Source organism: Streptomyces gilvosporeus, assembly GCF_002082195.1.
Taxonomy (GTDB): Bacteria; Actinomycetota; Actinomycetes; order Streptomycetales; family Streptomycetaceae; genus Streptomyces; species Streptomyces gilvosporeus.
In genome coordinates this window covers 5,178,682-5,200,297 of record NZ_CP020569.1, presented here as the reverse complement: position 1 = coordinate 5,200,297, position 21,616 = coordinate 5,178,682, and the positions used below count along the sequence as shown (strand labels likewise).

The following is a 21,616-nucleotide window of genomic DNA, read 5'->3' as shown; positions in this document are numbered from 1 at the left end:
CCGCTTCATCGGGACCCTCCCGAGGGTGTCTGGGGCGCGGACGAGCCGCCCCGCACGGTCGCGGGCGCGGCGACGAGGTTCTGGATGTAGGTGTCGAACCAGCGGCCGTTGCCCAGGGTGTTGGTGAAGACCCGGACGAAGGGCGCCAGTTGTTTGACGCTGCGGTCGAGGCTCTTCTCGTTGCGCTGGAGCATCCCGACAAACGTGTTCAGGCGGTTCAGCGCGGGGCCGATCTGCCGGCGGTTGTCGTCGACGAGGCCGGAGAGCTGCACACCGAGTTCGGAGGCGTTCACGAGCAGGTCGTGGATCGCCGCGCGCCGCTTGTTGATCTCCTCGAAGAGCGCGCTGCCGTCCTTCACCAGCTTCATGAACTCCTTCGACCGGTCGGAGAGCACACCGGTCACGCCGTTGGCGTGCGAGAGCAGCTCACGCAGCTCCATGTCACGCGAGGCCACGGTCCTGGAGAGCCGGGACAGCCCCCTGATGGACGCCTTGACCTCGGCGGGCGAGTCCTTGAAGGTCGTGGAGATCGTGTCCATGGCCTTCGCCAGGTTCTCGGTGTCGACCTTCTCGCTGGTCGTCGTCAGGTCGCTGAACGCCTCCACCACGTCGTACGCCGACACCGTCCGCTTCAGCGGGATCTCGCTCCCGGGCTCCAGCTGACCGGTGCCCTTCGGCTCCAATGAGAGGTACTTGGCCCCCAGGATCGTCTTGACCCGGATGGACGCGCCGGTGTCGCTCCCGAACTTCGCCTCGTCCTTGACGCGGAAGGTGACCTTGACATGGTCGCCGTCGAGGTCGACGGCGCCGACCTTTCCGACCTTGACCCCGGCGATGCGGACCTCGTCACCCGACTTCAGACCGCTCGCCTCGGAGAAGGCGGCGCTGTACTCCTCTCCGTTCCCGATCAGCGGAAGGTTCTCGATGTTGAACGCACCGGCGATCAGCACCGCGATGAGGGTGAGGCCCACCGCTCCGATCGTGACGGGGTTGCGCTCGCGGAAGGGCATCATCGGCCACACCTCGCCTGGGCGACGTGGAGGTCGGGCGTGTACGACTTCGCCGTCTGCGGCAGCACGATCCGGCCGTCGAAGTCGCACAGATAGAAGTTGAACCAGGAGCCGTACGAGCCGGTGGCGGTCAGCTTGTTGAGCTTGTGCGGCAGTCGCTTCAGGACGCCCTCCACGGTCTTCTCGTTCTTGTTCAGCGTCCCGGAGAGCTCCGACAGTCCCGCGATGTCGGACCGCAGTGCCGGACGGCCGTCCTTCAGCAGGCCGGAGGTGGCGCCCGCGAGGTCGCCGATGCCGGTGAGCGAGGTGCCGATCGCCTCGCGGTCGGCGGACAGTCCGGAGATCAGCCGCTGTAGCTGCTTGAGCAGGCCGGAGAAGCGCGTGCTGCGCTTGTCCAGCGTTCCCAGCACCTCGTTGAGGTTGTCGATCACGGAACCGATCAGCTCGTCGCGGTCGGCGAGCGTCGTGGTGAGCGAGGCGGTGTGTGCAAGCAGGCTGTCGACCGTGCCGCCCTCGCCCTGGAGGGTCTTGATGATCTCCGACGCGAGCTGGTTGACGTCCTTCGGGCTCAGCGCGGCGAAGAGCGGCTTGAAGCCGTTCAGCAGCGCGTTGAGGTCGAGGGCGGGCTGCGTACGGGAGAGCGGGATGGTGCTTCCGGGCTTGAGCCTGGTGCCGTCCCCGGCTCCCTCGGTCAGCGCGATGTACCGCTGCCCGACGAGGCTCCGGAAACGGATGACGGCGCCCGTCGAGGTGAGCAACGGCCGGTCGTCGGAGACGCTGAAGGTGACCTCGGCGAGGGTCCGGTCCTTGATCTGGATGTCTTCGACCTCACCGACGCGCACACCGGCCACCCGGATGTCGTCGCCCTCCTCCAGGCTGGTGACATCGCTGAACACCGCCTTGTAGGTGTCCTTGGGGACGAAGTCGACGTTGACGATCGTGGCCGAGAGCATCGCTGTCGCGAGGAGGGTCACCACGGCGAAGATGCTGAACTTGACCAGTGGCGCGACCGTTTCCCTGGCCTTCATACGACACTCACCGCCGTTCCCCGCGCCATCGGGCCGAAGAGAAGGGTCGTCACGGACGGCACCTCGTCGGCGGACACACCCATGACCGGGGCCACGAGCGGGCCGATGAGCCGCTGTTCGGCGGCCGTTGCCGTCACACCGCTCTGTCCTGCGGATGCCGAGCCGCCGGAGCCCTTGGTGCCGTCGTTGAGCTTGATCGGCGGCTGGGGCGTGCCGGGGTGGGGAAGTCCGCGGCAGTTGGGACCGGAGCGGTCGGCGTAGCGCGGCTCCTCGCCGGGACGGTAGGGGGAGCGGGGCAGGACGGCCTCCAGGGTGATGTGCATCTTCCCGCCCTTGAAGATCTGCTCGGCCAGCGGTTCTTCCTTCGTCAGGCCACTGAGGAGACAGGGGTATTCGGGCGAGTAGCGATCGAACAGTGCGAGGGTGGGACGGGAGACGCGGCCGAGGGTGATGAGCCGCGCGGAGTTCTCGTCGAGGACGTCCTGCGCGGTGTGCGCGAAGGTGGTGGTCCCGGTGAGGACCGAGGCCATGGCGTCCTTCTTCTCGACGACGGTCTGGCTGGTGGCGATGGTGTTGCGCAGGATTCTCAACAGGTCGGGGGCGGCGTCTCCGTAGAGATCGACCGCGTCGGCCAGCCGCGAGATGTCGGTGCGCAGGGCCGGCATGTGCGGGTTGAGGCGGTGGAGATAGCGCTCGACGCGCTCCAAGTTCGCACCGATCTCGTCACCGCGGCCGTCAAGCGCAGTGGCGACGGCCGACAGCGTCGCGTTCAGCTTGGCCGGCTGGACCGCACGGAGCAGCGGCAACAGGTCGTCCATCAGCTTCTGGAGCTCGATGCCGGCCTTCGTACGGTCCTGGGAGATCACGTCTCCGGCCCGGATCGGCCGCGCGGAGGACTTCTCCGGGATCTCCAGGTCGACGTACTTCTCGCCGAACAGCGTCTTGGGCAGCAGCAGGGCGTGGACGTCGGCCGGGATGAGCGACGCCTGCTCGGGCGAGAGCGCGATGTCGACCGTGGCCTTGTCGCCGTCGGCCCGCACACCGCGGACCTCGCCCACGATGAGGCCGCGCACCTTCACGTCGGCGAGCGGCTCCAGCTGGTTGCCGACGGTGTCCGCCTGCAGAGTGACCGCTACGACCGGTGTGAACACCTTCTGGTAGATCGCCACGGTGAGCGACAGCAGCAGGCCGATGACGACGAGGAAGACGACGCCGTAAAGCCGCAGCTTGAGTGGATGGGTTGTCGACATCGGCTACCCCGCGATCCGCACGGTCGTGGTGGCTCCCCAGATCGCCAGGCTGAGGAAGAAGTCAAGGATGTTGATGGCGACGATGGACGTCCGTACCGCGCGGCCGACCGCCACGCCGACCCCCGCGGGGCCGCCCTTGGCGCAGTAGCCGTAGTAGCAGTGGACCAGGATGATCACGACGGCGAAGACGATCGCCTTGCCGAACGACCAGAGCACGTCGACAGGTGGCAGGTACTGCTGGAAGTAGTGGTCGTAGGTGCCGCTGGACTGCCCGTAGTAGCCGGTGGTGATCGCCCGGGCCGCGAAGTACGAGGACAGCAGACCGATCACATAGAGCGGGATCACCGCGAGGAACCCGGCGATCATCCGGGTCGTGACCAGGAACGGCAGTGAGGGGACGCCCATCACCTCAAGCGCGTCGACCTCCTCGCTGATCCGCATCGCGCCGAGCTGGGCGGTGAACCCGGCGCCGACCGTGGCGGAGAGTGCGAGCCCGGAGACCAGGGGTGCGATCTCACGGGTGTTGAAGTAGGCGGAGATGAACGCCACGAAGTTGGAGGTGCCGAGCTGGTTGAGCGCGGTGTATCCCTGGAGGCCGACCTCGGTGCCGGTGAAGAAGGAGAGGAAGGCGATGACACCGACGGTGCCGCCGATGACCGCCAGCGCTCCGCGGCCGAAGCTCACTTCGGCCAGCAGGCGCAGGACCTCCTTCTTGTAACGGCGCAGGGTGCGGCCGGTCCAGGCGAGGGAGCGCCCGTAGAAGGACAGCTGGGTCCCGAGCTCCTCGAGGGAGCGGAGGGGGCCGGAGAGGAATCGTTCCGACAGCGCCATCACTAACCCCTCTGCGGAACGAGCTGGAAGTAGACCGCAGTCATCACGAAGTTGGTGACGAACAGCAGCATGAACGTGATGACGACCGATTGGTTCACCGCGTCGCCGACTCCCTTCGGACCGCCCTTGGCGTTCAGGCCCTTGTACGAGGCGACGATCGCCGCGATGGCGCCGAAGATCAGCGCTTTCAGTTCGGCCCAATAGAGGTCGGGCAGCTGAGCGAGGGTGGTGAAGGAGGCCAGATACGCGCCCGGCGTCCCGTTCTGCATCACGACGTTGAAGAAGTAGCCGCCGCCCACGCCGACCACGGAGACCAGTCCGTTGAGGAGCACCGCCACGGTCATCGAGCCCAGCACACGAGGGACGACCAGCCGGTGGATCGGATCGATGCCGAGGACTTCCATGGCGTCGATCTCCTCGCGGATCTTGCGTGCGCCGAGGTCCGCGCAGATCGCGGAGCCGCCGGCGCCCGCGATGAGGAGGGCGGTCACGATCGGCGACGCCTCACGGAGGACCGCCAGGACCGATGCGGCTCCGGAGAAGGACTGTGCGCCCAACTGCCGTGTCAGGCTTCCGATTTGGAGTGCGATGACAGCGCCGAACGGGATGGAGACCAGCGCGGTCGGCAGGATCGTGACGCTCGCGATGAACCAGGACTGCTGGATGAACTCCCGCAGCTGAAAAGGGCGGCGCGGCAGGGCGCGGAGAACGTCCAGAGCCAGCGAGAAGAGACTGCCCGCATGTTTCAGCCCGGCCGTGGGCGAGAGGCTCATGCTCCGGTCACCCCGCCGTCCGTGCCCACGGCCACGCGCAGCTTCCGCAGCCTCTGCATGTGCTCCTCGTGCTCGGCGATCGCCTCCCAGCGGGGCGGGCGGGTGATGCCGGGGCTGGGCAGCAGGCGCGGGATCTTGCCCCCGCCCGACCCCTTGCCGCCCTTCGGACCCCGGTGGTTTCCGGCATGGAGCTCGGCGAGCTCCTGCTTGACCTGGGCCGCGTCCTTCTCCTCGGCCATGCCGATCGGACCCTGCATGCGTCCGTTGAGGAACTGGCCCACGACCGGCTCATCACTGGTGAGCAGGTCTTCGCGGGGGCCGAACATCACCAGCTCGCGGCGGAAGAGCAGGCCGATGTTGTCCGGCACCTGGCGGGCCGAGGCGATGTCGTGGGTGACGATCAGGAAGGTGGCGTCGATCTGCGCGTTCAGGTCGACGATCAGCTGGTTGAGGTACGCCACGCGCACCGGGTCGAGCCCGGAGTCGGGCTCGTCGAAGAGGATGATCTCCGGGTCGAGCACCAGCGCCCGCGCCAGACCCGCTCGCTTGCGCATGCCGCCCGATATCTCGCCGGGCAGCTTCTGCTCGGCTCCGATCAGGCCGACCATGTCCATTTTTTCCAGGACGATCCGCTTGATCTCGCTCTCGGATCTGCGCGTGTGCTCACGCAGCGGGAAGGCGATGTTGTCGTAGAGGTTCATCGAGCCGAACAGCGCACCGTCCTGGAAGAGGACGCCGAACAACTTGCGCACCTCGTACAGGTCGTGCTCGCGGAGCCGGGTGATGTCCTTTCCCGCGATCGTGATCGAGCCTCTGTCCGGCTTCAGCAAGCCGACGAGCGTCTTCAGGAACACAGACTTGCCGGTGCCCGAAGGACCCAGCATGACCGATATCTCCCCAGCGGGCAGAGTCAGCGACACGTCCTGCCAAACAACCTGGTGACCGAAGGACTTGGTCAGCCCTTCCACGCAGATCTCGACACCCATCCGGCCCGCCCTTCAGCCCTGAAGTAGCTCTGTCATCAGCTCTACGGGGGAGGGCGGGGCGTCCGTCGCTCGTCCGCCGAGATTTTTTTTACCGGGCCGCAATCCCGCGTTGACCAGGGGCGAACATCACTGTGCGCGGGGCACGCGCGGCAGTTCGCCGGGGGTGCCGCTCGGGGTGGCCACCGGTGCGCCGCCCTCGGCGCCCTCGGCACCCTCGGTAGAAGTGCCAGGAACGGACGGAGCAGACGGAGCGGACGGAGTGGACGGAGCAGCCGGAGGCGCCGAAGAAGCGGAGGAGAGAGGTCGACGACCGGGCACCCGAGGGGCTTTCGGAACACCCGGCGCGTCCGGAACACCCTGAACACCCTGAACATCCAGTCCAGAGAGCATCCGATGAACGGACGGCGTGGCCGGAACGGCCGACTGCGGGAGCGCCAGCGGGAGCGACACGTCGAGCAGTATCGGACCGGCGCCGGCGAGCGGCCCGGCCGGCCTCGGCGCGCCGGGACCGCGGGACTCCGATGCGGCCATCGGGCCGGGCACGTCGGTCCGTTGGCGACTCTCCTCCGCCGTGGGCGAGTCGCCCACGCTCTCGGAGGAGGACCGCGGACGAACCCCGTCCTCCTCCATATGCATGGCGGGAAGCGCGAGCCCCAGAGCTGCAAGCGTCGCCGCGGTGGACACCGCCGTCGCCATCTGCGCACCGCTGCCCAGCCAGGACCGGCCGCGCAAGCACATCCAGAAGCCGGTGGCGAGCGTCGCGGCGAGCGAGTTGCGCATCGTACGGCGGGCCCTGGCGAGCAGCGACTCGACCGTCCGGTAGCTCAGCCCCATCTTCCGGGCAACCTCGCCGACGTCCAGGTCTTCTGACTTGAGCCAGAGCGCCTCCGCCTGCCGTGCGGGCAGGTCCCCGCTCCGGTTCGCCAGCCACTTGGCCTCGGCGCGATCGCACACCACTTCGTCGACGGGGGCGATGAGGCGCGGGGGCAGCGTCGAGCGGGTGCCGACCTCGGCTTCACGATTGACCTGGCGGTACCGGTCGACACACAGGCGCATGGTCACGGTCGTGAGCCACGCCCCGAGCCGCTCGTCCTCGACATGCGGATTCTCCATGGCACGCACCATCGCCTCGTGTACGGCGTCCTCCGCGTCCTCGACGCTCACGGACCGCCTGCGCGCGACCCTCAGCAGATGCTCGCGATGGCTCCACATACGCTGCCAGCGCTCGTCCGAGCAGCCATGCGGTCGCCCCGAATGTACGGACTGCGGATCAGTCGCCATCAGGCCTCCTCGCACCGTTTCGCCACACTGGCCCCTCGGAAGAGCCGTCCATACCCCCCGGTCGATGGCGGCCGACATTACCGGCAGGTACACCGCGGCGGGAGGGGGGACCGTGGCCGAATGAGCGCGAAGCCAGTCACGATTCAGTTGCGTTTCGATCCACTCAGTAGCGTTACGCCCCACGAACCCAGTCACCGGAATCGCTCGCCGGACGGGATCTGGCTGTCGGAGATGCGCAGCGCCGACGATGACGGGCCCCACGGACGCGCCGCAAGAGCCCGCAATGCGCTCCCCTTGCGCCCCCGGCCACACGGCCCCCTGCGGGGATGACACTCCATCAGGAATGGCTCGCAAAAGGCCAGGTCAGACGGGGTCTGACCTGGCCTTGAATGGAGCCGCCTTCGGGATTCGAACCCGAGACCTACGCATTACGAGTGCGTTGCTCTGGCCAACTGAGCTAAGGCGGCGTGGTGCGCGGCCCAGTCTACACATTGCCAGGGGGTGCTTCGGTACGGGTTTAGGAGCTGGTCAGCGGGTGGGGTGGGGTGGTCAGGTGCAGCGCTTGTTCTTGGGTGGGGTGGTGCCGTCCAGGAGGTAGGTGTTGATGGCGGTGTCGATGCAGTCGCTGCCGCGGCCGTATGCGGTGTGGCCGTCGCCCACGTAGGTGAGGAGAGTGGCGCTGGAGAGCTGGCGGGCGAGGCCCTGGGCCCAGGTGTAGGGGGTGGCGGGGTCGCGGGTGGTGCCGACGACGACGATCGGGGCGGCGCCCTTGGCTTCGATGCGGTGGACGGTGCCGGTGGGCTTGACGGGCCAGTAGGCGCAGTTCAGGGCGGCCCAGGCGAAGGAGTTGCCGAAGACCGGGGAAGCCTTGCGGAAGGTGGGAAGGGCGGCCTCGACCTGGCTGGGGGTGGTGAAGGCGGGCGGGAGGTCGAGGCAGTTGACGGCCGGGTTGGCGTACATCTGGTTGGCGTAGTGGCCCTCGGCGTCGCGCTCGTAGTAGCTGTCGGAGAGGGCGAGCAGGCCGCGGCCGTTGCCCCGCTGGGCCGTGGCGAGATAGGCGCGCAGGGTCGGCCAGGACCCCTGGTCGTACATCGCGGCGATCACACCCGTGGTGGCCAGCGATTCGGTCAGCTTGCGCTCCTCACCGGTCGGGAGCGGGTGGGCGTCGAGCCGTTTGAAGAAGGCGGAGAGGCGGCGGCCGGCGTCCGTGGTGCTCTGGGTGCCGAGGGGGCAGTCCTTGCGCTTGATGCAGTCGGCGGCGAAGGCGGTGAAGGCGGTGTTGAAGCCGGTGGTCTGGTTGATGTTGATGGTGCGGGAGTCGAGCGCAGGGTCCATGGCGCCGTCGAGGACCAGGCGGCCGGAGCGGGTGGGGAAGAGGCCGGCGTAGGTGGCGCCGAGGAAGGTTCCGTAGGAGGCGCCCACATACGTCAGCTTCTTGTCGCCCAGGAGGGCGCGCAGGACGTCCATGTCACGGGCCGCCTCGATGGTGGAGACGTGCGGGAGCAGCTTGGCGGAGCGGGCCTCGCAGCCCTTGGCGAAGTTTCGGTAGGCGGTGGTGAGCTTGTCGACCTCGGCCGAGGTGTCGGGGGTCTGGTCGGTCTGGGTGAAGCGGTCCATCTGCCGGTCGGTGAGGCATTCGACCGGGGTGCTGCGGCCCACGCCCCGGGGGTCCAGCCCCACCATGTCGTAGCGCGCGCGGACCGCGGCCGGCTGGGGCGCGTACTGCTCGAGGTATTCGATCGCCGAACCGCCCGGGCCGCCCGGATTGACCAAGAGGGAGCCGAGGCGGGTACCGGGGCCGGTGGCCTTCCTGCGGGCCACCGCGAGTTTGATGTCGGTCCCCGCGTTGGGCTTGTCGTAGTCCAGGGGCACCTTCATCGTGGCGCACTGGAAGCCGGCGGTGCTGCACGCGTGCCAGGTCAGCTTCTGGTCGTAGTACGGGCGGAGCTTGGCCGGGATGGCGACCGGGAGGGGCGCGAGGACGGACGAGCCGCCGTCGGCGGTGGCGTGCTGGTCGCCGGCGTCGTGTGCGCTGCCGGGGGAGGGCGCCGGGCCGGGGGCGGCCGGGCCCGACGACGAGCAGCTGGAGATCAGCAGTGTGGTGGCCGCGAAGACGGCGGCGGCGGTGGTGCGGAGCAGGCGGCGGCTGGTGGCCATGGGCGATCGGTCCCTCGGTCTCGGTCCCTGGTTCGGTCCCTGGTGTGGTCCCTCGTACGGTCCCTGACGCGGTCCCTGATGCGGTCCCTCGTACGGTCCCTGGTTCGGCGAGGTGGGGGAGATGGCGTGGCGTGCGGGGTGGGTGGGGTGGGCGCCACCGTCGGATGCGGTGGTGGCGGCTGGCTGGTGCGGTTGCGGCGGTGACGGGTGTGGGCGCGGGGGTGCGAAGGTGATCTGGAACGGAGCGTATCCAGGGTGGAACGGTATGTGCGCTCTGATTCGGTCCGTTCTGGGGCGTTCGCGTTGCTCCGCGCGTCCGGGGAGTGCGGGGCGGCCTCCCTGCTGCCCACGTCAGCGGATGCCCCGGCCGGTCCGGAGCGGGGGCGGAAGAGGGCGGAAGGGCGTACGGGCCGTCGGGCCGATCGGCGTACGGCGGGCGGGGCGGGTGCGCACGGCGGTACGGCGGTGGGCGGGTCCACCCCGGCCTCGTGGCGACCCGGTCTCGTGGCGACCCGGCCTCCTGGCGAGACGGCCCGGTGCGGCAGCGTCCCGTGCGAGGCGGCAGTGGTGTCTGGCTGCGCGGCTCCTCTCGGTGGCGGTGCGGAAGCGCGGGCCCGCCCGGTGGTCAGCCGGCCCGCAAGGCGGCCGTCATGGCCTCCACGGCGAGCAGCGGGGCCACATTGCGGTCCAGGGCCTCGCGGCAGGCGATCACGGCTTCTATACGGCGCAGGGTTCGTTCGGCGGTCGAGGCGGCCGCGATGCGCTGGACGCTGTCGCGGACCTCGTCATTGGCCAGCGGGACGGCGGCGCCCATCTGGAGGGCGAGGACGTCGCGGTAGAAGCCGGTGAGGTCGACGAGGGCCAGGTCGAGGCTGTCGCGCTGGGTGCGGGTGGCGCGGCGCTTCTGCTTGTCCTGGAGCTCCTTCATCACACCGGCCGTGCCACGGGGCAGCCGGCCTCCGGTCCCGGCCGCGGCGCCTAGGGCGGCGCGCAGCTCCTCGGTCTCCTTGGCGTCGACCTCCTCGGCGACCTGCTTGGCGTCCTCCCCCGCGGCATCGATCATCTCCTGGGCGGCCTTGAGGCAGCCGCCGATGTCGTCGATGCGCAGGGGGAGTTTGAGGACGGCGGCGCGCCGGGTCCGGGCGCGCTCGTCGGTGGCCAGGCGGCGGGCCCGGCCGATATGGCCCTGGGTGGCGCGGGCTGCGCGGGCGGCGGTCTCCGGTTCGATGCCGTCGCGGCGGACCAGAACCTCGGCGACGGCGTCGACCGGCGGCGTGGTGAGGGTGAGGTGGCGGCAGCGGGAACGGATGGTGGGCAGGACATCCTCGATCGAGGGGGCGCACAGGAGCCAGACCGTACGGGGCGCGGGCTCCTCCACGGCCTTCAGCAGGACGTTGCCGGCGCCTTCGGTGAGGCGGTCGGCGTCCTCCAGGACGATCACCTGCCAGCGGCCGCCGGCCGGCGAGAGGGAGGCGCGGCGGACCAGGTCGCGGGTCTCCTTGACGCCGATGGAGAGCAGGTCCGTACGGACGATCTCGACGTCGGCGTGCGTGCCGACCATGGTGGTGTGGCAGCCGTCGCAGAAGCCGCAGCCGGGAGCGCCGCCCAGCGCGCGGTCGGGGCTGACGCATTGCAGCGCGGCGGCGAAGGCGCGGGCGGCGGTGGCCCGGCCGGATCCGGGCGGGCCCGTGAACAGCCAGGCGTGGGTCATCTGGCCGGCGCCGCGCTGCCCGGCGGGCGCCGGTGCGGCCAACGGGGCCGCGGCCGCCGCGCCCGCGGCGTCGTCGGCGGTCACGATCGCGTCCGCGTCGCGGGCGGCCGCGGCGAGCTGCTCGGTCACCCGGTCCTGGCCGACCACGTCGTCCCACACCGTCATCGCGCTGCCCGCCGTTCCTGTCCGTCCTGCTTCGTGCCCGCCCGCGCCATGGGCCGGGCGGTACGCACCGTGCGCCCTGAACCATCGCTGTGACCCATTGTGGTCCACCCCGCTGACAACCGGACCCCGAACGGGTGCCGGGTCCGCGCTCCGCAGATCGGCCGCGCCCGCCGCTACGCACACCGGCCGCGTCCGCAGAGCGTTCTGCGGGCGCGGCCGGTGCCGTACGGCGGGGCGGGGGCTCAGCCGCGGCGGCGGCCCCGCTCCCGGTGGCCCTTGTCGTCCGCCGCCTCGTCCGGGCGCGGGCCGAGAAGTTCGTCGGCCAGGGTCGGCAGATCGTCCAGCGGGGTCTCCTCCGCCCAGTCCGGGCGGGGGCGGCTGCGCTGCGGCTCCGCCGGGTGTCCGGTGGCCGGGTCGATCTGCGGGAGTTCGCGGGTGCGCTCGCTGCCCGATTCGGCAGGTGCGGGCTGCTGCGCGGCGCCGTCCGCGTGCTCCTCGCGGAACATCCACGACGGCACCCGGTCGGCGGGGTCGCCCCCGTCCCGTACGGGCGGCAGCACGCTGGTCTCCTCCGCGTCCGGCCCGGCGCCGTACCGCGGCAGCACGCTGGTCTCCTCCGCGTCCGGCCCGGCGCCGTACCGCGGCAGCACCGCCGTCTCGTCCACCGTGCCCCGCGGGGCCTCGGACTGCGGCAGCGATTCCGTACGCTCCGTGTCGGAGGCACCGCTTTCCGTTGTTTCACGTGAAACAACGGCCGGGTTCGGCGCGCCGTGCTCGACATAGCGCTTCCGCAGATCCGCGACGGGCGTCTCCTTGGTTGGCGCATCCGCCGCCGCAGCGGCCTCCGCCTCCGCCGCGGCAGCCGCCTCGGCCGCCTCCTTACGGGCCTGCTCGGCGCGCAGCAGGGCCTCCTCGGCCTTGCGCTGCTTCTCCAGGCGGCGCTCCTCGGCCTCCCGGCGCAGCCGCGCCTCCTCCTCCGCGCGCTTGCGCAGCCGCTCCTGCTCGGCCTGGCGGGCCCGCTCCTCGGCCTCGCGGCGCTGCCGCTCCGCCTCCGCCGCCTGCCGGGCCTCCTCGGCGCGCTTACGCGCTTCCTCGGCCTGGCGCGCGGCCTCGCGGGCCCTGGCAGTCTCTTCCTCCTGCCGCTTGCGCTCCTCTTCCTCGGCGCGCAGCTTGGCCAGCTGCTCCTGGCGCTCGCGCTCCAGCCGCGCCTCCTCCGCCTTGCGCGCGGCCTCTTCCTCGGCCCGTCGGCGGGCCTCCTCCTCGGCCGCCTTGCGGGCCTCGGCCTGGGCCTTGAGCTCGGACTCGGACAGCGGGAGCACCTGGTCGAGGCGGTGCCGTACGACGGTGGTGACCGCCTCCGGCTCCTGTCCGGCGTCGACGACGAGGTAGCGCGCCGGGTCGGCGGCGGCCAGCGTCAGGAATCCGGCCCGTACCCGCTCGTGGAACTCGGCGGGCTCGGACTCCAGCCGGTCCGGGGCCTCGGTGAAGCGCTCGCGGGCGGCCTCGGGCGAGATGTCCAGCAGGACGGTCAGATGGGGAACGAGACCGCTCGTCGCCCAGCGGTTGATCCGGGCGATCTCGGTGGGGGCGAGGTTGCGCCCGGCGCCCTGGTAGGCGACGGAGGAGTCGATGTAGCGGTCGGTGATGACGATGGCGCCGCGTTCGAGGGCGGGCCGGATGACGCTGTCGACGTGCTCGGCGCGGTCGGCGGCGAACATCAGCGCCTCGGCGCGGTCCGAGAGCCCGGAGGTGGACACGTCCAGGATGATCGAGCGCAGCCGCTTGCCGATGGCGGTGGCGCCCGGCTCCCGGGTGACCACGACCTCGTGCCCCTTGGCCCGGATCCACTCGGCCAGCGCCTCGACCTGGGTGGACTTCCCGGCGCCGTCGCCGCCCTCCAGGGCGATGAAGAAGCCGGTGGCGGCGGGCGTCTGGTCCGGGTCGCCGCCGCGCAGCGCCTCACGCAGATCGCGCCGCAGCGGTACGCCGTGCCGGTCGTCGGCCTTGCCCAGCACCCAGGCGGCGACCGGCAGCAGCAGCGCGCCGACCAGCATCAGGGTGAAGGCGGCGCCGCCGTGCGAGAACGTGAAGCTGCCGTTGTCGAAGCGGTGCGGGCCGATGACGGCGGCCAGCAGCGGCGCGACGATGGCGGCCAGCGCGACCGCGAGGCGGACCACGGCGTGCAGATGCTCGGTCGTCCGCGCCCTGCGGGACTCCTCGACCTCCTGCTCCAGCAGCACATGGCCGGTGTTGGCCGCGATACCGGCGCTCACCCCGGCGACCAGCGCCAGCAGCAGCACCGTCGTCGTGTCCGGGACCAGCCCCATGGCCAGCAGCGCGAGCCCGGTGAGGGCCACCGCCAGGGCGAGCAGCCGACGCCGGGAGAGCGCGGGCAGCACCTTGCGGGCCCCGCGGATGCCGACGGCCGTACCGCCGGTCAGCGCGAGCACCAGCAGCGCGAAGGAGGCCGGGCCCGCGACCAGGTCGTAGGCCAGCAGGACGGCCAGCGCGACGGCCGCGGCAATCGCGGCGGCCACGGCGGCGCAGGCCGGCACCAGCAGCGGGATCGCGCCCGTACGGCCCTTGTCGGCGCCGGATCCGGCGGTCTTGGGACGGCGCAGCCCCTCCAGCGGGGAACGCGGCCGCGGCGTCTGCCCGTCGGGCAGCTCAAGGAAGTAGAGGATCGACACGGACGCGGCGAACAGCCCGGCCGCCAGATACGAGCCCAGGGCCGCCTGGTGGAGCTGGAACCACGCCACGCCGGCGCCCAGCAGCTTGCTGACGAGGGTGACGACCACCAGCGCCGCGGCCGCGATCGGCAGCGCGAGGAAGCCGGTGCGCAGCGACAGGCGGCGCAGCGCCTCCATGTTGTCCGGCAGCGGCCGTACGGCGGCGCCCTCGGGCGGCGGCGCGGGCAGCAGGGCGGGCGCGGCGCTCTCCCGGGCGACGGTCCACAGGCGCTCGGCGACGCCGCTGACGAAGACCGTGACCAGCAGCCAGGCCAGCGCATTGGCGGGCGTCCAGTCGATCCACAGCGGCGCGACGACCAGCAGCGCCAGCCGCAGACCGTCCGCGCCGATCATCGTCCAGCGCCGGTCCAGCGGCCCCGAAGGCGCCGTCAGCGCGGACAGCGGCCCCAGCAGGACGGCCCCGAAGAGCAAGGTGGCCAGCATCCGGGCCCCGAAGACCGCGGTGACCGCAAGGGCGGCACCCCGGTATCCGCCGCCGAAGACGGCCTGGCCGCCCAGCGGGACGTACAGCGCCGCCTGAAGGGCGAGAAGGACCAGGACAAGCATGGACAGGGCATCGCCGATGCCCCCGACAAACTGGGCGCTCCACAACCGCTTCAGTGGGGGGAAGCGCAGCAGAGCCCGTACGGCGCGCTCGCGGGAGTCCGCGGCGAGGGCGTCTGAAGTGGGGGTCACGACCGTTGGCTGCTCGGCTCGCGTCATCCTGCCAGCCTATCGGGACGGTACGCACTCCCGGGCGCCCACCCGAACAAAGAGGCGGGCCCGACGGACCATAGTCCGCCGTGCCCGCCCTTGTCCCGGCAGTGGGTGACGCTCAGTCCTCGGCCGACGCCGACGCCGCCGTCTTGGCGGCCGCCTTCTTGGCCGGGGCCTTCTTGGCGGTCGTCTTCTTCGCCGTCGTCTTCTTGGCGGCCGTCTTCTTCGCCGTGGTGGTCTTCTTCGCCGCGGTCTTCTTGGCCGTCGTCTTCTTCGCCGCCGTCTTCTTGGCGGTCTTCTTCGCCGGGCCCTTGGCGCGCTTCTCCGCCAGCAGCTCGTAGCCGCGCTCGGGCGTGATCGTCTCGACGTCGTCATCCCGCCGCAGCGTCGCATTGGTCTCGCCGTCGGTGACGTACGCGCCGAAGCGGCCGTCCTTGACCACCACCGGCTTACCGCTGACCGGGTCCGTGCCCAGTTCCTTCAGCGGCGGCTTGGCGGCGGCCCGCCCGCGCTGCTTGGGCTGGGCGTAGATCGCCAGCGATTCGTCGAGGGTGATGTTGAAGATCTGGTCCTCGGTCTCCAGGGAGCGCGAGTCCGTGCCCTTCTTCAGGTACGGGCCGTAGCGGCCGTTCTGCGCGGTGATCTCCACGCCCTCGGCGTCCGTGCCGACCACCCGCGGCAGCGACATCAGCTTGAGCGCGTCCGCAAGAGTGACGGTGTCCAGCGACATCGACTTGAACAGTGAGGCGGTGCGCGGCTTGACCGCGTTCTTGCCGGTCTTCGGGGTGCCCTCGGGCAGCACCTCGGTGACGTACGGGCCGTAGCGGCCGTCCTTGGCGACGATCTCGTTGCCGCTCTCAGGGTCGGCGCCCAGCACGAAGTCGCCGCTCGGCTTGGCCAGCAGCTCCTCCGCGTACGTCACGGTCAGCTCGTCGGGCGCCAGGTCGTCGGGGACATCGGCCCGCTGGTGGCCCTCCTCGCCCTTCTCGCCGCGCTCGACATACGGGCCGTAGCGGCCGACCCGCAGCTTGATGTCGTCGCCGACCGGGAACGAGGAGATCTCCCGGGCGTCGATCGCGCCCAGGTCCTCGACCAGCTCCTTGAGCCCGCCGAGGTGGTCGCCGTCGCCGTTGCCGGCGTCCGAGGCGGCCCCTTCGGCCTCGCCCTCGCCGAAGTAGAAGCGCCGCAGCCACGGCACGGCCTGCGCCTCACCGCGGGCGATGCGGTCGAGGTCGTCCTCCATTTTGGCGGTGAAGCCGTAGTCGACCAGCCGGCCGAAGTGCTTCTCCAGGAGGTTGACCACCGCGAAGGAGAGGAACGACGGAACGAGCGCGGTGCCCTTCTTGAAGACATAGCCGCGGTCGAGGATCGTGCCGATGATCGACGCATACGTCGACGGGCGGCCGATCTCGCGCTCTTCCAGCTCCTTGACCAGCGTGGCCTCGGTGTAGCGGGCGGGCGGCTTGGTGGCGTGCCCGTCCGCGGTGATCTCCCGCGCGGCCAGTGCGTCGCCCTCGGCGACCTGCGGCAGCCGGCGCTCGCGGTCGTCGAGCTCGGCGTTCGGGTCGTCCGCGCCCTCGACGTAGGCCTTGAGGAAGCCGTGGAAGGTGATGGTCTTGCCGGACGCGCTGAACTCGGCGTCCCGCCCGTCCGCGGCCCGGCCGCCGATCTTGACGGTGACGGAGTTCCCGGTCGCGTCCTTCATCTGCGAGGCGACGGTCCGCTTCCAGATCAGCTCGTAGAGCTTGAACTGGTCGCCGGTCAGCCCGGTCTCGGCGGGCGTACGGAAGCGGTCGCCGGAGGGGCGGATCGCCTCGTGCGCCTCCTGTGCGTTCTTGACCTTGCCGGCGTACGTACGCGGCTTGTCCGGCAGATAGTCGGCGCCGTACAGCTGCGTCACCTGCCGCCGGGCCGCGGCGACCGCGGTGTCCGAGAGCGTGGTGGAGTCCGTACGCATATAGGTGATGTAGCCGTTCTCGTACAGCTTCTGCGCCACCTGCATGGTCGCCTTGGCGCCGAAGCCGAGCTTGCGGCTGGCCTCCTGCTGGAGGGTCGTCGTACGGAAGGGGGCGTACGGCGAGCGGCGGTAGGGCTTGGACTCGACCGAGCGCACCGCGAAGTCGGTGTTCTCCAGGGCGGCGGCCAGCGCGCGGGCGTTGGCCTCGTCCAGGTGGAGGACGTCGCTGTTCTTCAGCTGCCCGTTGGGGCCGAAGTCGCGGCCCTGCGCGATACGGCGGCCGTCGACGGTGTTCAGGCGCGCCACCAGGGTGGACGGGTCGCTGGCGTCGCCCGCCCGGCCGGTGGCGAAGGTGCCGGTCAGGTCCCAGTACTCGGCGGAGCGGAAGGCGATCCGCTCGCGCTCGCGCTCGACGACGAGACGGGTCGCGACCGACTGCACCCGGCCGGCCGACAGCCGCGGCATGACCTTCTTCCACAGGACCGGCGAGACCTCGTAGCCGTAGAGGCGGTCGAGGATGCGGCGGGTCTCCTGGGCGTCGACCAGCTTCTGGTTCAGATCACGCGGATTGGCGACGGCCTCGCGGATCGCGTCCTTGGTGATCTCGTGGAAGACCATCCGGTGGACCGGGACCTTGGGCTTGAGGATCTCCTGGAGGTGCCAGGCGATGGCCTCGCCCTCGCGGTCCTCATCGGTGGCGAGGTAGAGCTCGTCGGACTCGGCCAGCAGCTGCTTGAGCTTCTTGACCTGGTCCTTCTTGTCGGTGTTGACCACATAGATCGGCTGGAAGTCGGCGTCGACGTTGACACCGAGGCGGGCCCAGGGCTCGCCCTTGTACTTCGCGGGAACCTCCGCCGCGCCGTTGGGAAGGTCGCGGATGTGCCCGACGCTGGCCTCGACCACGTATCCAGGGCCGAGGTAGCCCTTGATCGTCTTCGCCTTGGCAGGCGACTCGACGATGACGAGTCGGCGGGTGCCGCCCTCTGCGGTCTCGCTGGTCGCGGACAACTTCGCTCTTCTCTCCGGTCGACGCTGAATAGGCCCCCGGCCGGACGCCGGGGTCGCACTGCGGTGACGCTTGACGCTGCGGAGTGTGACGGTACCTCCCGCCCCCGTGTCAAACGGAAAAACCCCGCAACGCCACTCGAACGGTAACCCGACTACATGCCTTCCTGCCGCCCCGGACCGCAGCGGGCGTTCCCCGAGGGGTCCTGATGATCTCCACCGCCGGGCCGGCACTCCGTGCGTACCCTGCCGCGATCCCGCTCCGGGCGCCATAGTGCAGCCGTCGGTGATCTCGCACAGTGACCATCCCCACGACCGTCGCCGTCTGACGGGGGTCATTCAAGAACCCTTGTGACAGGTTCTGCCGGCTTCTTGCTACGGCGTGCCGGGCGGCTGGCAGGATGGACGCGGCACGACCCGCCGCGCGGGCCGGCGACCGGCAGAGCGCGCACGCACCTTCGGGGGGACCACTCATGGCGCAGCAGTACCCCGCACCGCCACCGGACGACGAGCCCGGCCACCCTGCGTACACCAAGCCCGCCGGCGGCGGCCCGGCCGCCGACAACCCCTACGCCGCGCCGCAGGCCCCTCCGGCATACGGCTACCCGGCCGCCGGACCGCCGCAGCCCGCACCCCTGGCCGTGCCCGGTCCGCTCACCGTGCCCGGTCCGGTGCCCGCCGGGACGGTCCTCACGCTCGGCGACATCGCGGTGGCGGGCGACACGATCGTGACGCCGGCCGGGCCGATGCCGCTCAAGGGCGCGGTGTGGACGTGCACGGACATGTCGCGGACCCGGGAGAAGATCCAGACGGCGGGCGTCGTGCTCGCCGTCGCCTTCGTCTTCTTCTGCGCAGTCGGTCTGCTCTTCCTCCTGATGAAGGAGCGCATCACGACCGGGTATGTGCAGGTCACGGTCAACGGCGGCGGGCGGCACCACACCACGCTGATCCCGGTGCAGTCGCCCGAGCAGGTCATGTACGTGTTCCAGCAGGTCGCCTACGCAAGGTCGCTGAGCGTATGAACCCGGCACAGCGGGAGCCCGTGGGCGCTGTGGCGGCCCCCACCGCCGCGGCCATCCGCCGGCGCACCGTGCGCGTGGCCGGCCTGGGGCTCGCCGGCGGTGCGCTCGGCGCCGTCTATCTCTGGCACACCAATCCGCACCGGCCCGGTCAGGTGCTGCTGCCCTGCCCACTCAAAATGACCACCGGGATCCTGTGTCCGCTGTGCGGCGGCACGCGGATGGCGTACGACCTGCTGCACGGCGATGTCGTGACGGCCTTCCACGACAACATGGTGCTGCTCGCCCTGGGCGTGCCGGCCCTGGCCTACGTCGTCGGAAGCTGGCTGAACGCGGGACTGCGCGGGCGCTACTTCCGGCCACGGCTCTCCGCCCGCGGCAATGCCGTGGTGCTGGGCATCGCCGCGGTGTGGATGATCGCGCGCAATCTCGTCGGCTGAGCTCAGCGGACGGTGACGCTCACCACCGGGGATATGGCGCTGCCCGCGCCGATCCGGAGCTGATTGACGCCCTTGAGGCCGAGCTTGACCCGTACCGAGTACGTCCCGCTGGTGTTGACCGGGGCCTGGGCGGGGAGCGAGACCCACTTGGCGCCCTGCTTCTGCTGGACGGTGACCTCGGTGCCCGCCTTGATGCCCTTGGCCGTGCCGGAGATCCGGAACTCCTGCCAGGCGTGGACCGTGGTCGCGCTCGCCTTGGCCGTCAGCTGGGCCGCGACCGGGGCGGTGGCCACGATCGGCTTCGGCGCATGCAGCTGGGCCGGCTCGGCGAAGGCGGCGGCAGCTCCTCCCCCGAGCAGGGAGACGGCGATCACCACGACGGCGGCGGAGCGGACTGCACGGTTCATGGGGGTTCCTCACTGTCGAGCCGGTTCGTGCCCTTCACCGAGGAACACGATCGGCGCGATACGGAGGTTCCACGCCCACCCGCGTGTCGGCCACCCGCATCACAACTGGCCGGAAGTGAATGCCCGGCTTCCGGCGGACAGTTGATGCCCCCGGCGTTCGATGCGGGCGGACGGTCGGCGCCCGGGCCGCGGCCGCTCCCCCGGCTCGGCGCTACAACCGCGTCAGCATCCAGCACCCCGCGCCAAGGAACACCGCCCCGAACACCAGCGCCGTCACCGTCCCCACCACGCGCCCGGCGCCCTCGGCGACCGGCGCCCCCGTCCGCAGGCACACACCCGTCCACAGCAGCAGTCCGGCGCCGAACAGCGCAAAGGCCGCGCCCGCGAACGCCTCGGGTCCACTCTCCATACGGGCAGCGTGGCACCCGCGGGCGGCATCAGGGAGAACGCCGGATGAACGGCTTCCGGTCGTCCCGTACGCACCCGCCCCGCGATGCGCCCCGCCCGTGCGCCCGCCCCCCGCCGCGTCAGTCCTCCGCCGCCACCGGCTCCAGGAACCCCTGCTCGATCAGCATCCGGATCGAGGCGGGCGTACGGTCGCGCAGCAGCACCGGGTCCTCGCCGACGAGTTGGGCGATGGCGTCCAGGATCCGCCCGGCGGGCAGCGAGCCGTCGCACACCCCGGCGAAGCCCGCGCCGACCGTGTCCACCTTCGTGGCCCGCCGCATACCGCGGTTCTGACGCAGCACCACATGCTCGGGGTCCTCCGAACCGGGCAGCCCGACCTGCTCCTGGACCACCTCGTCGGCGAGCCGGAAACGGCCGGCCAGCAGCGCAGCATCGTCCGTGACGCGCAGATAGTCCTGGCGCTCGAAGTGCCGCACCACCGACTCCCCCAGCGGCTGTTCCACCGGATGCGGCCATTCCTCGACCGTGATGGACGGGCTGTCCGCGCCGGACTTGCGCAGGGTGATCCAGCCGAAGCCGACGGCCTTGGTCTTGCGCGCCTCGAATTCGTCGAGCCAGGCGTCGTACCGCGCGGCGTACTCCTCGCCGCCGGCGCGGTGGTCGCCCGCATCGCGCAGCCACAGCTCGGCGTACTGCGTGATGTCCTGCACCTCGCGCTGCACGATCCAGGCGTCGCAGCCGCTGGGCACCCAGGAGCGCAGCCGGTCGTGCCACTCCTCGCCCTCGACGTGCTGCCAGTTGGCCAGCAGCTGGCAGTACCCGCCGTCGGCCAGATGCGCGGCGCTCTGCTGGACGAGGGTGCGGCACAGGTCGTCGCCGCCCATCCCGCCGTCCCGGTAGGTCAGCCGGGCGCCCGGGGAGATCACGAACGGCGGGTTGGACACGATCAGGTCGTACGTCTCCTCCCCCACCGGCGCGAACAGTGAGCCCTCCCGCAGGTCCGCCGGGGCCGCCCCGGAGAGCGCCAGCGTCAGCGCGGCGATCCGCAGCGCCCGGGGGTTGAGGTCGGTGGCCGTGACCCGGGTGGCGTGCTGGGCGGCGTGCAGCGCCTGGATGCCGGAGCCCGTACCGAGATCGAGGGCCCTGGCGACGGGCGTGCGCGCGGTGATCCCCGCCAGCGTCGTGGACGCGCCGCCCACGCCGAGCACCAGCTGCGCGCGGTCGGTCTCCCCCACGCCCCGGATGCCGCCCGCGCCGCCGACCGCGCAGCCCAGGTCGGAGACGATCCACCAGTCCTGCCCCTCGGGGCCGCCGTACGGCCGCACGTCCACCGTGGCGCGCACCTCGTCGCCGTCCCGTACCAGCCAGCCATCGGCGAGGCAGTCGGCCACCGGAAGCGCGGCCGCGGCCCGCCGCTCGGCCACCGGGCGCTGGAGCAGGAACAGCCGCACCAGGGTCTCCAGCGGGCCGTCGCCGCGCGTCGCCCGCAGCGCGGGCACGGTCTCGCTGCGCGCGAGCGCGGCATAGGCCGGCGCGCCGAGCAGGTCCAGCAGCCCGTCGGCGGTGAAGTCGGCGGCCAGCAGCGCCTGGCGCAGCCGCTCGGTGCGGGCGCTGCTGTCGGGGTCCCGGTCATCTGCGGTGGGGAGGTGCGTACTCACGCTCCCATTGTCGCGGCAACCACTGACAATCGGCGACGGCCCGGCGCCACGCCCCTTCCGGGCGCGTCGCCGGGCCGCTGCGAG

General features: G+C 71.2%; 16 protein-coding genes and 1 tRNA gene. 2 read left to right on the top strand and 15 right to left on the bottom strand.

Annotated features, from left to right (window positions below):
* Nucleotides 1–5: 5 nt before the first annotated feature.
* The 12 genes from B1H19_RS23185 to topA all read right to left on the bottom strand — a co-directional run bounded on the left by B1H19_RS23185 (nucleotide 6) and on the right by topA (nucleotide 17,603).
* On the bottom strand, nucleotides 6–1,013 hold the full coding sequence (locus B1H19_RS23185) for an MCE family protein (RefSeq protein WP_083106711.1): 1,008 nt from the start codon (nucleotides 1,011–1,013) through the stop codon (nucleotides 6–8).
* On the bottom strand, nucleotides 1,010–2,038 hold the full coding sequence (locus B1H19_RS23180) for an MCE family protein (RefSeq protein WP_083106710.1): 1,029 nt from the start codon (nucleotides 2,036–2,038) through the stop codon (nucleotides 1,010–1,012). The genes B1H19_RS23185 and B1H19_RS23180 overlap by 4 nt, the downstream gene beginning before the upstream one ends.
* On the bottom strand, nucleotides 2,035–3,288 hold the full coding sequence (locus B1H19_RS23175; RefSeq protein ID WP_083106709.1) for an MCE family protein: 1,254 nt from the start codon (nucleotides 3,286–3,288) through the stop codon (nucleotides 2,035–2,037). Before B1H19_RS23175 ends, B1H19_RS23180 begins: the two co-directional genes overlap by 4 nt.
* Nucleotides 3,289–3,291: 3 nt before the next feature.
* Complete coding sequence (locus B1H19_RS23170; RefSeq protein ID WP_083106708.1) at nucleotides 3,292–4,119, bottom strand: MlaE family ABC transporter permease; 828 nt, start codon at nucleotides 4,117–4,119, stop codon at nucleotides 3,292–3,294.
* A gap of 2 nt (nucleotides 4,120–4,121) precedes the next feature.
* On the bottom strand, nucleotides 4,122–4,892 hold the full coding sequence (locus tag B1H19_RS23165) for an MlaE family ABC transporter permease (protein ID WP_083106707.1): 771 nt from the start codon (nucleotides 4,890–4,892) through the stop codon (nucleotides 4,122–4,124).
* A complete protein-coding gene (locus B1H19_RS23160; protein WP_083106706.1) occupies nucleotides 4,889–5,878 on the bottom strand; it encodes an ABC transporter ATP-binding protein in 990 nt (329 codons plus the stop codon). The genes B1H19_RS23165 and B1H19_RS23160 overlap by 4 nt, the downstream gene beginning before the upstream one ends.
* A gap of 126 nt (nucleotides 5,879–6,004) precedes the next feature.
* Entirely contained in the window at nucleotides 6,005–7,159 is a 1,155-nt protein-coding gene (locus B1H19_RS23155; RefSeq protein WP_083106705.1) for an RNA polymerase sigma factor, read from the bottom strand.
* Between the two features lie 390 nt (nucleotides 7,160–7,549).
* A tRNA-Thr gene (locus B1H19_RS23150) sits at nucleotides 7,550–7,626 on the bottom strand.
* 82 nt (nucleotides 7,627–7,708) lie between these two features.
* Complete coding sequence (locus tag B1H19_RS23145) at nucleotides 7,709–9,316, bottom strand: alpha/beta hydrolase (RefSeq protein ID WP_083106704.1); 1,608 nt, start codon at nucleotides 9,314–9,316, stop codon at nucleotides 7,709–7,711.
* 625 nt (nucleotides 9,317–9,941) lie between these two features.
* On the bottom strand, nucleotides 9,942–11,192 hold the full coding sequence (locus tag B1H19_RS23140) for a DNA polymerase III subunit delta' (protein ID WP_083106703.1): 1,251 nt from the start codon (nucleotides 11,190–11,192) through the stop codon (nucleotides 9,942–9,944).
* Nucleotides 11,193–11,434: 242 nt separating this feature from the next.
* Nucleotides 11,435–14,644 carry a dTMP kinase gene (gene tmk, locus B1H19_RS23135; RefSeq protein WP_083106702.1) on the bottom strand — a complete coding sequence of 1,070 codons (3,210 nt, stop codon included), beginning with the start codon at nucleotides 14,642–14,644 and terminating at the stop codon, nucleotides 11,435–11,437.
* Between the two features lie 112 nt (nucleotides 14,645–14,756).
* Nucleotides 14,757–17,603, bottom strand: a complete 2,847-nt coding sequence (gene topA, locus B1H19_RS23130) for a type I DNA topoisomerase (RefSeq protein ID WP_083106701.1) — start codon at nucleotides 17,601–17,603, stop codon at nucleotides 14,757–14,759.
* Nucleotides 17,604–18,073: 470 nt separating this feature from the next.
* Between topA and B1H19_RS38795 the strand changes: the two genes are divergently transcribed.
* Both B1H19_RS38795 and B1H19_RS23120 read left to right on the top strand, forming a co-directional pair.
* Nucleotides 18,074–18,622, top strand: coding sequence for a hypothetical protein (locus B1H19_RS38795; RefSeq protein WP_083106700.1), 549 nt, complete (start codon nucleotides 18,074–18,076; stop codon nucleotides 18,620–18,622).
* The gene (locus tag B1H19_RS23120; RefSeq protein ID WP_083106699.1) at nucleotides 18,619–19,059 is read left to right on the top strand and encodes a DUF2752 domain-containing protein; all 441 of its coding nucleotides are present in this window, start codon (nucleotides 18,619–18,621) and stop codon (nucleotides 19,057–19,059) included. Before B1H19_RS38795 ends, B1H19_RS23120 begins: the two co-directional genes overlap by 4 nt.
* Nucleotides 19,060–19,061: 2 nt before the next feature.
* On the opposite strand, the gene B1H19_RS23115 is transcribed toward B1H19_RS23120, so the two are convergent.
* The 3 genes from B1H19_RS23115 to B1H19_RS23105 form a co-directional block, all read right to left on the bottom strand.
* Entirely contained in the window at nucleotides 19,062–19,466 is a 405-nt protein-coding gene (locus B1H19_RS23115; protein WP_083106698.1) for a hypothetical protein, read from the bottom strand.
* A 211-nt stretch (nucleotides 19,467–19,677) separates the two neighbouring features.
* Nucleotides 19,678–19,875 carry a hypothetical protein gene (locus B1H19_RS23110; protein WP_083106697.1) on the bottom strand — a complete coding sequence of 66 codons (198 nt, stop codon included), beginning with the start codon at nucleotides 19,873–19,875 and terminating at the stop codon, nucleotides 19,678–19,680.
* 118 nt (nucleotides 19,876–19,993) lie between these two features.
* The gene (locus tag B1H19_RS23105) at nucleotides 19,994–21,532 is read right to left on the bottom strand and encodes a DUF7059 domain-containing protein (RefSeq protein WP_083106696.1); all 1,539 of its coding nucleotides are present in this window, start codon (nucleotides 21,530–21,532) and stop codon (nucleotides 19,994–19,996) included.
* Nucleotides 21,533–21,616: the final 84 nt, after the last annotated feature.

Bases quoted from the DNA above. Each gene is read 5' to 3' on its own strand.
- B1H19_RS23140 (WP_083106703.1), bottom strand. From the start codon at position 11,192: ATGACGGTGTGGGACGACGTGGTCGGCCAGGACCGGGTGACCGAGCAG.
- B1H19_RS23160 (WP_083106706.1), bottom strand. From the start codon at position 5,878: ATGGGTGTCGAGATCTGCGTGGAAGGGCTGACCAAGTCCTTCGGTCAC.
- B1H19_RS23185 (WP_083106711.1), bottom strand. From the start codon at position 1,013: ATGATGCCCTTCCGCGAGCGCAACCCCGTCACGATCGGAGCGGTGGGC.
- B1H19_RS23165 (WP_083106707.1), bottom strand. From the start codon at position 4,892: ATGAGCCTCTCGCCCACGGCCGGGCTGAAACATGCGGGCAGTCTCTTC.
- B1H19_RS23145 (WP_083106704.1), bottom strand. From the start codon at position 9,316: ATGGCCACCAGCCGCCGCCTGCTCCGCACCACCGCCGCCGCCGTCTTC.
- B1H19_RS23180 (WP_083106710.1), bottom strand. From the start codon at position 2,038: ATGAAGGCCAGGGAAACGGTCGCGCCACTGGTCAAGTTCAGCATCTTC.
- B1H19_RS23155 (WP_083106705.1), bottom strand. From the start codon at position 7,159: ATGGCGACTGATCCGCAGTCCGTACATTCGGGGCGACCGCATGGCTGC.
- B1H19_RS23115 (WP_083106698.1), bottom strand. From the start codon at position 19,466: ATGAACCGTGCAGTCCGCTCCGCCGCCGTCGTGGTGATCGCCGTCTCC.
- B1H19_RS23110 (WP_083106697.1), bottom strand. From the start codon at position 19,875: ATGGAGAGTGGACCCGAGGCGTTCGCGGGCGCGGCCTTTGCGCTGTTC.
- B1H19_RS23170 (WP_083106708.1), bottom strand. From the start codon at position 4,119: ATGGCGCTGTCGGAACGATTCCTCTCCGGCCCCCTCCGCTCCCTCGAG.
- B1H19_RS23120 (WP_083106699.1), top strand. From the start codon at position 18,619: ATGAACCCGGCACAGCGGGAGCCCGTGGGCGCTGTGGCGGCCCCCACC.
- B1H19_RS23175 (WP_083106709.1), bottom strand. From the start codon at position 3,288: ATGTCGACAACCCATCCACTCAAGCTGCGGCTTTACGGCGTCGTCTTC.
- B1H19_RS38795 (WP_083106700.1), top strand. From the start codon at position 18,074: ATGGCGCAGCAGTACCCCGCACCGCCACCGGACGACGAGCCCGGCCAC.
- tmk (WP_083106702.1), bottom strand. From the start codon at position 14,644: ATGACGCGAGCCGAGCAGCCAACGGTCGTGACCCCCACTTCAGACGCC.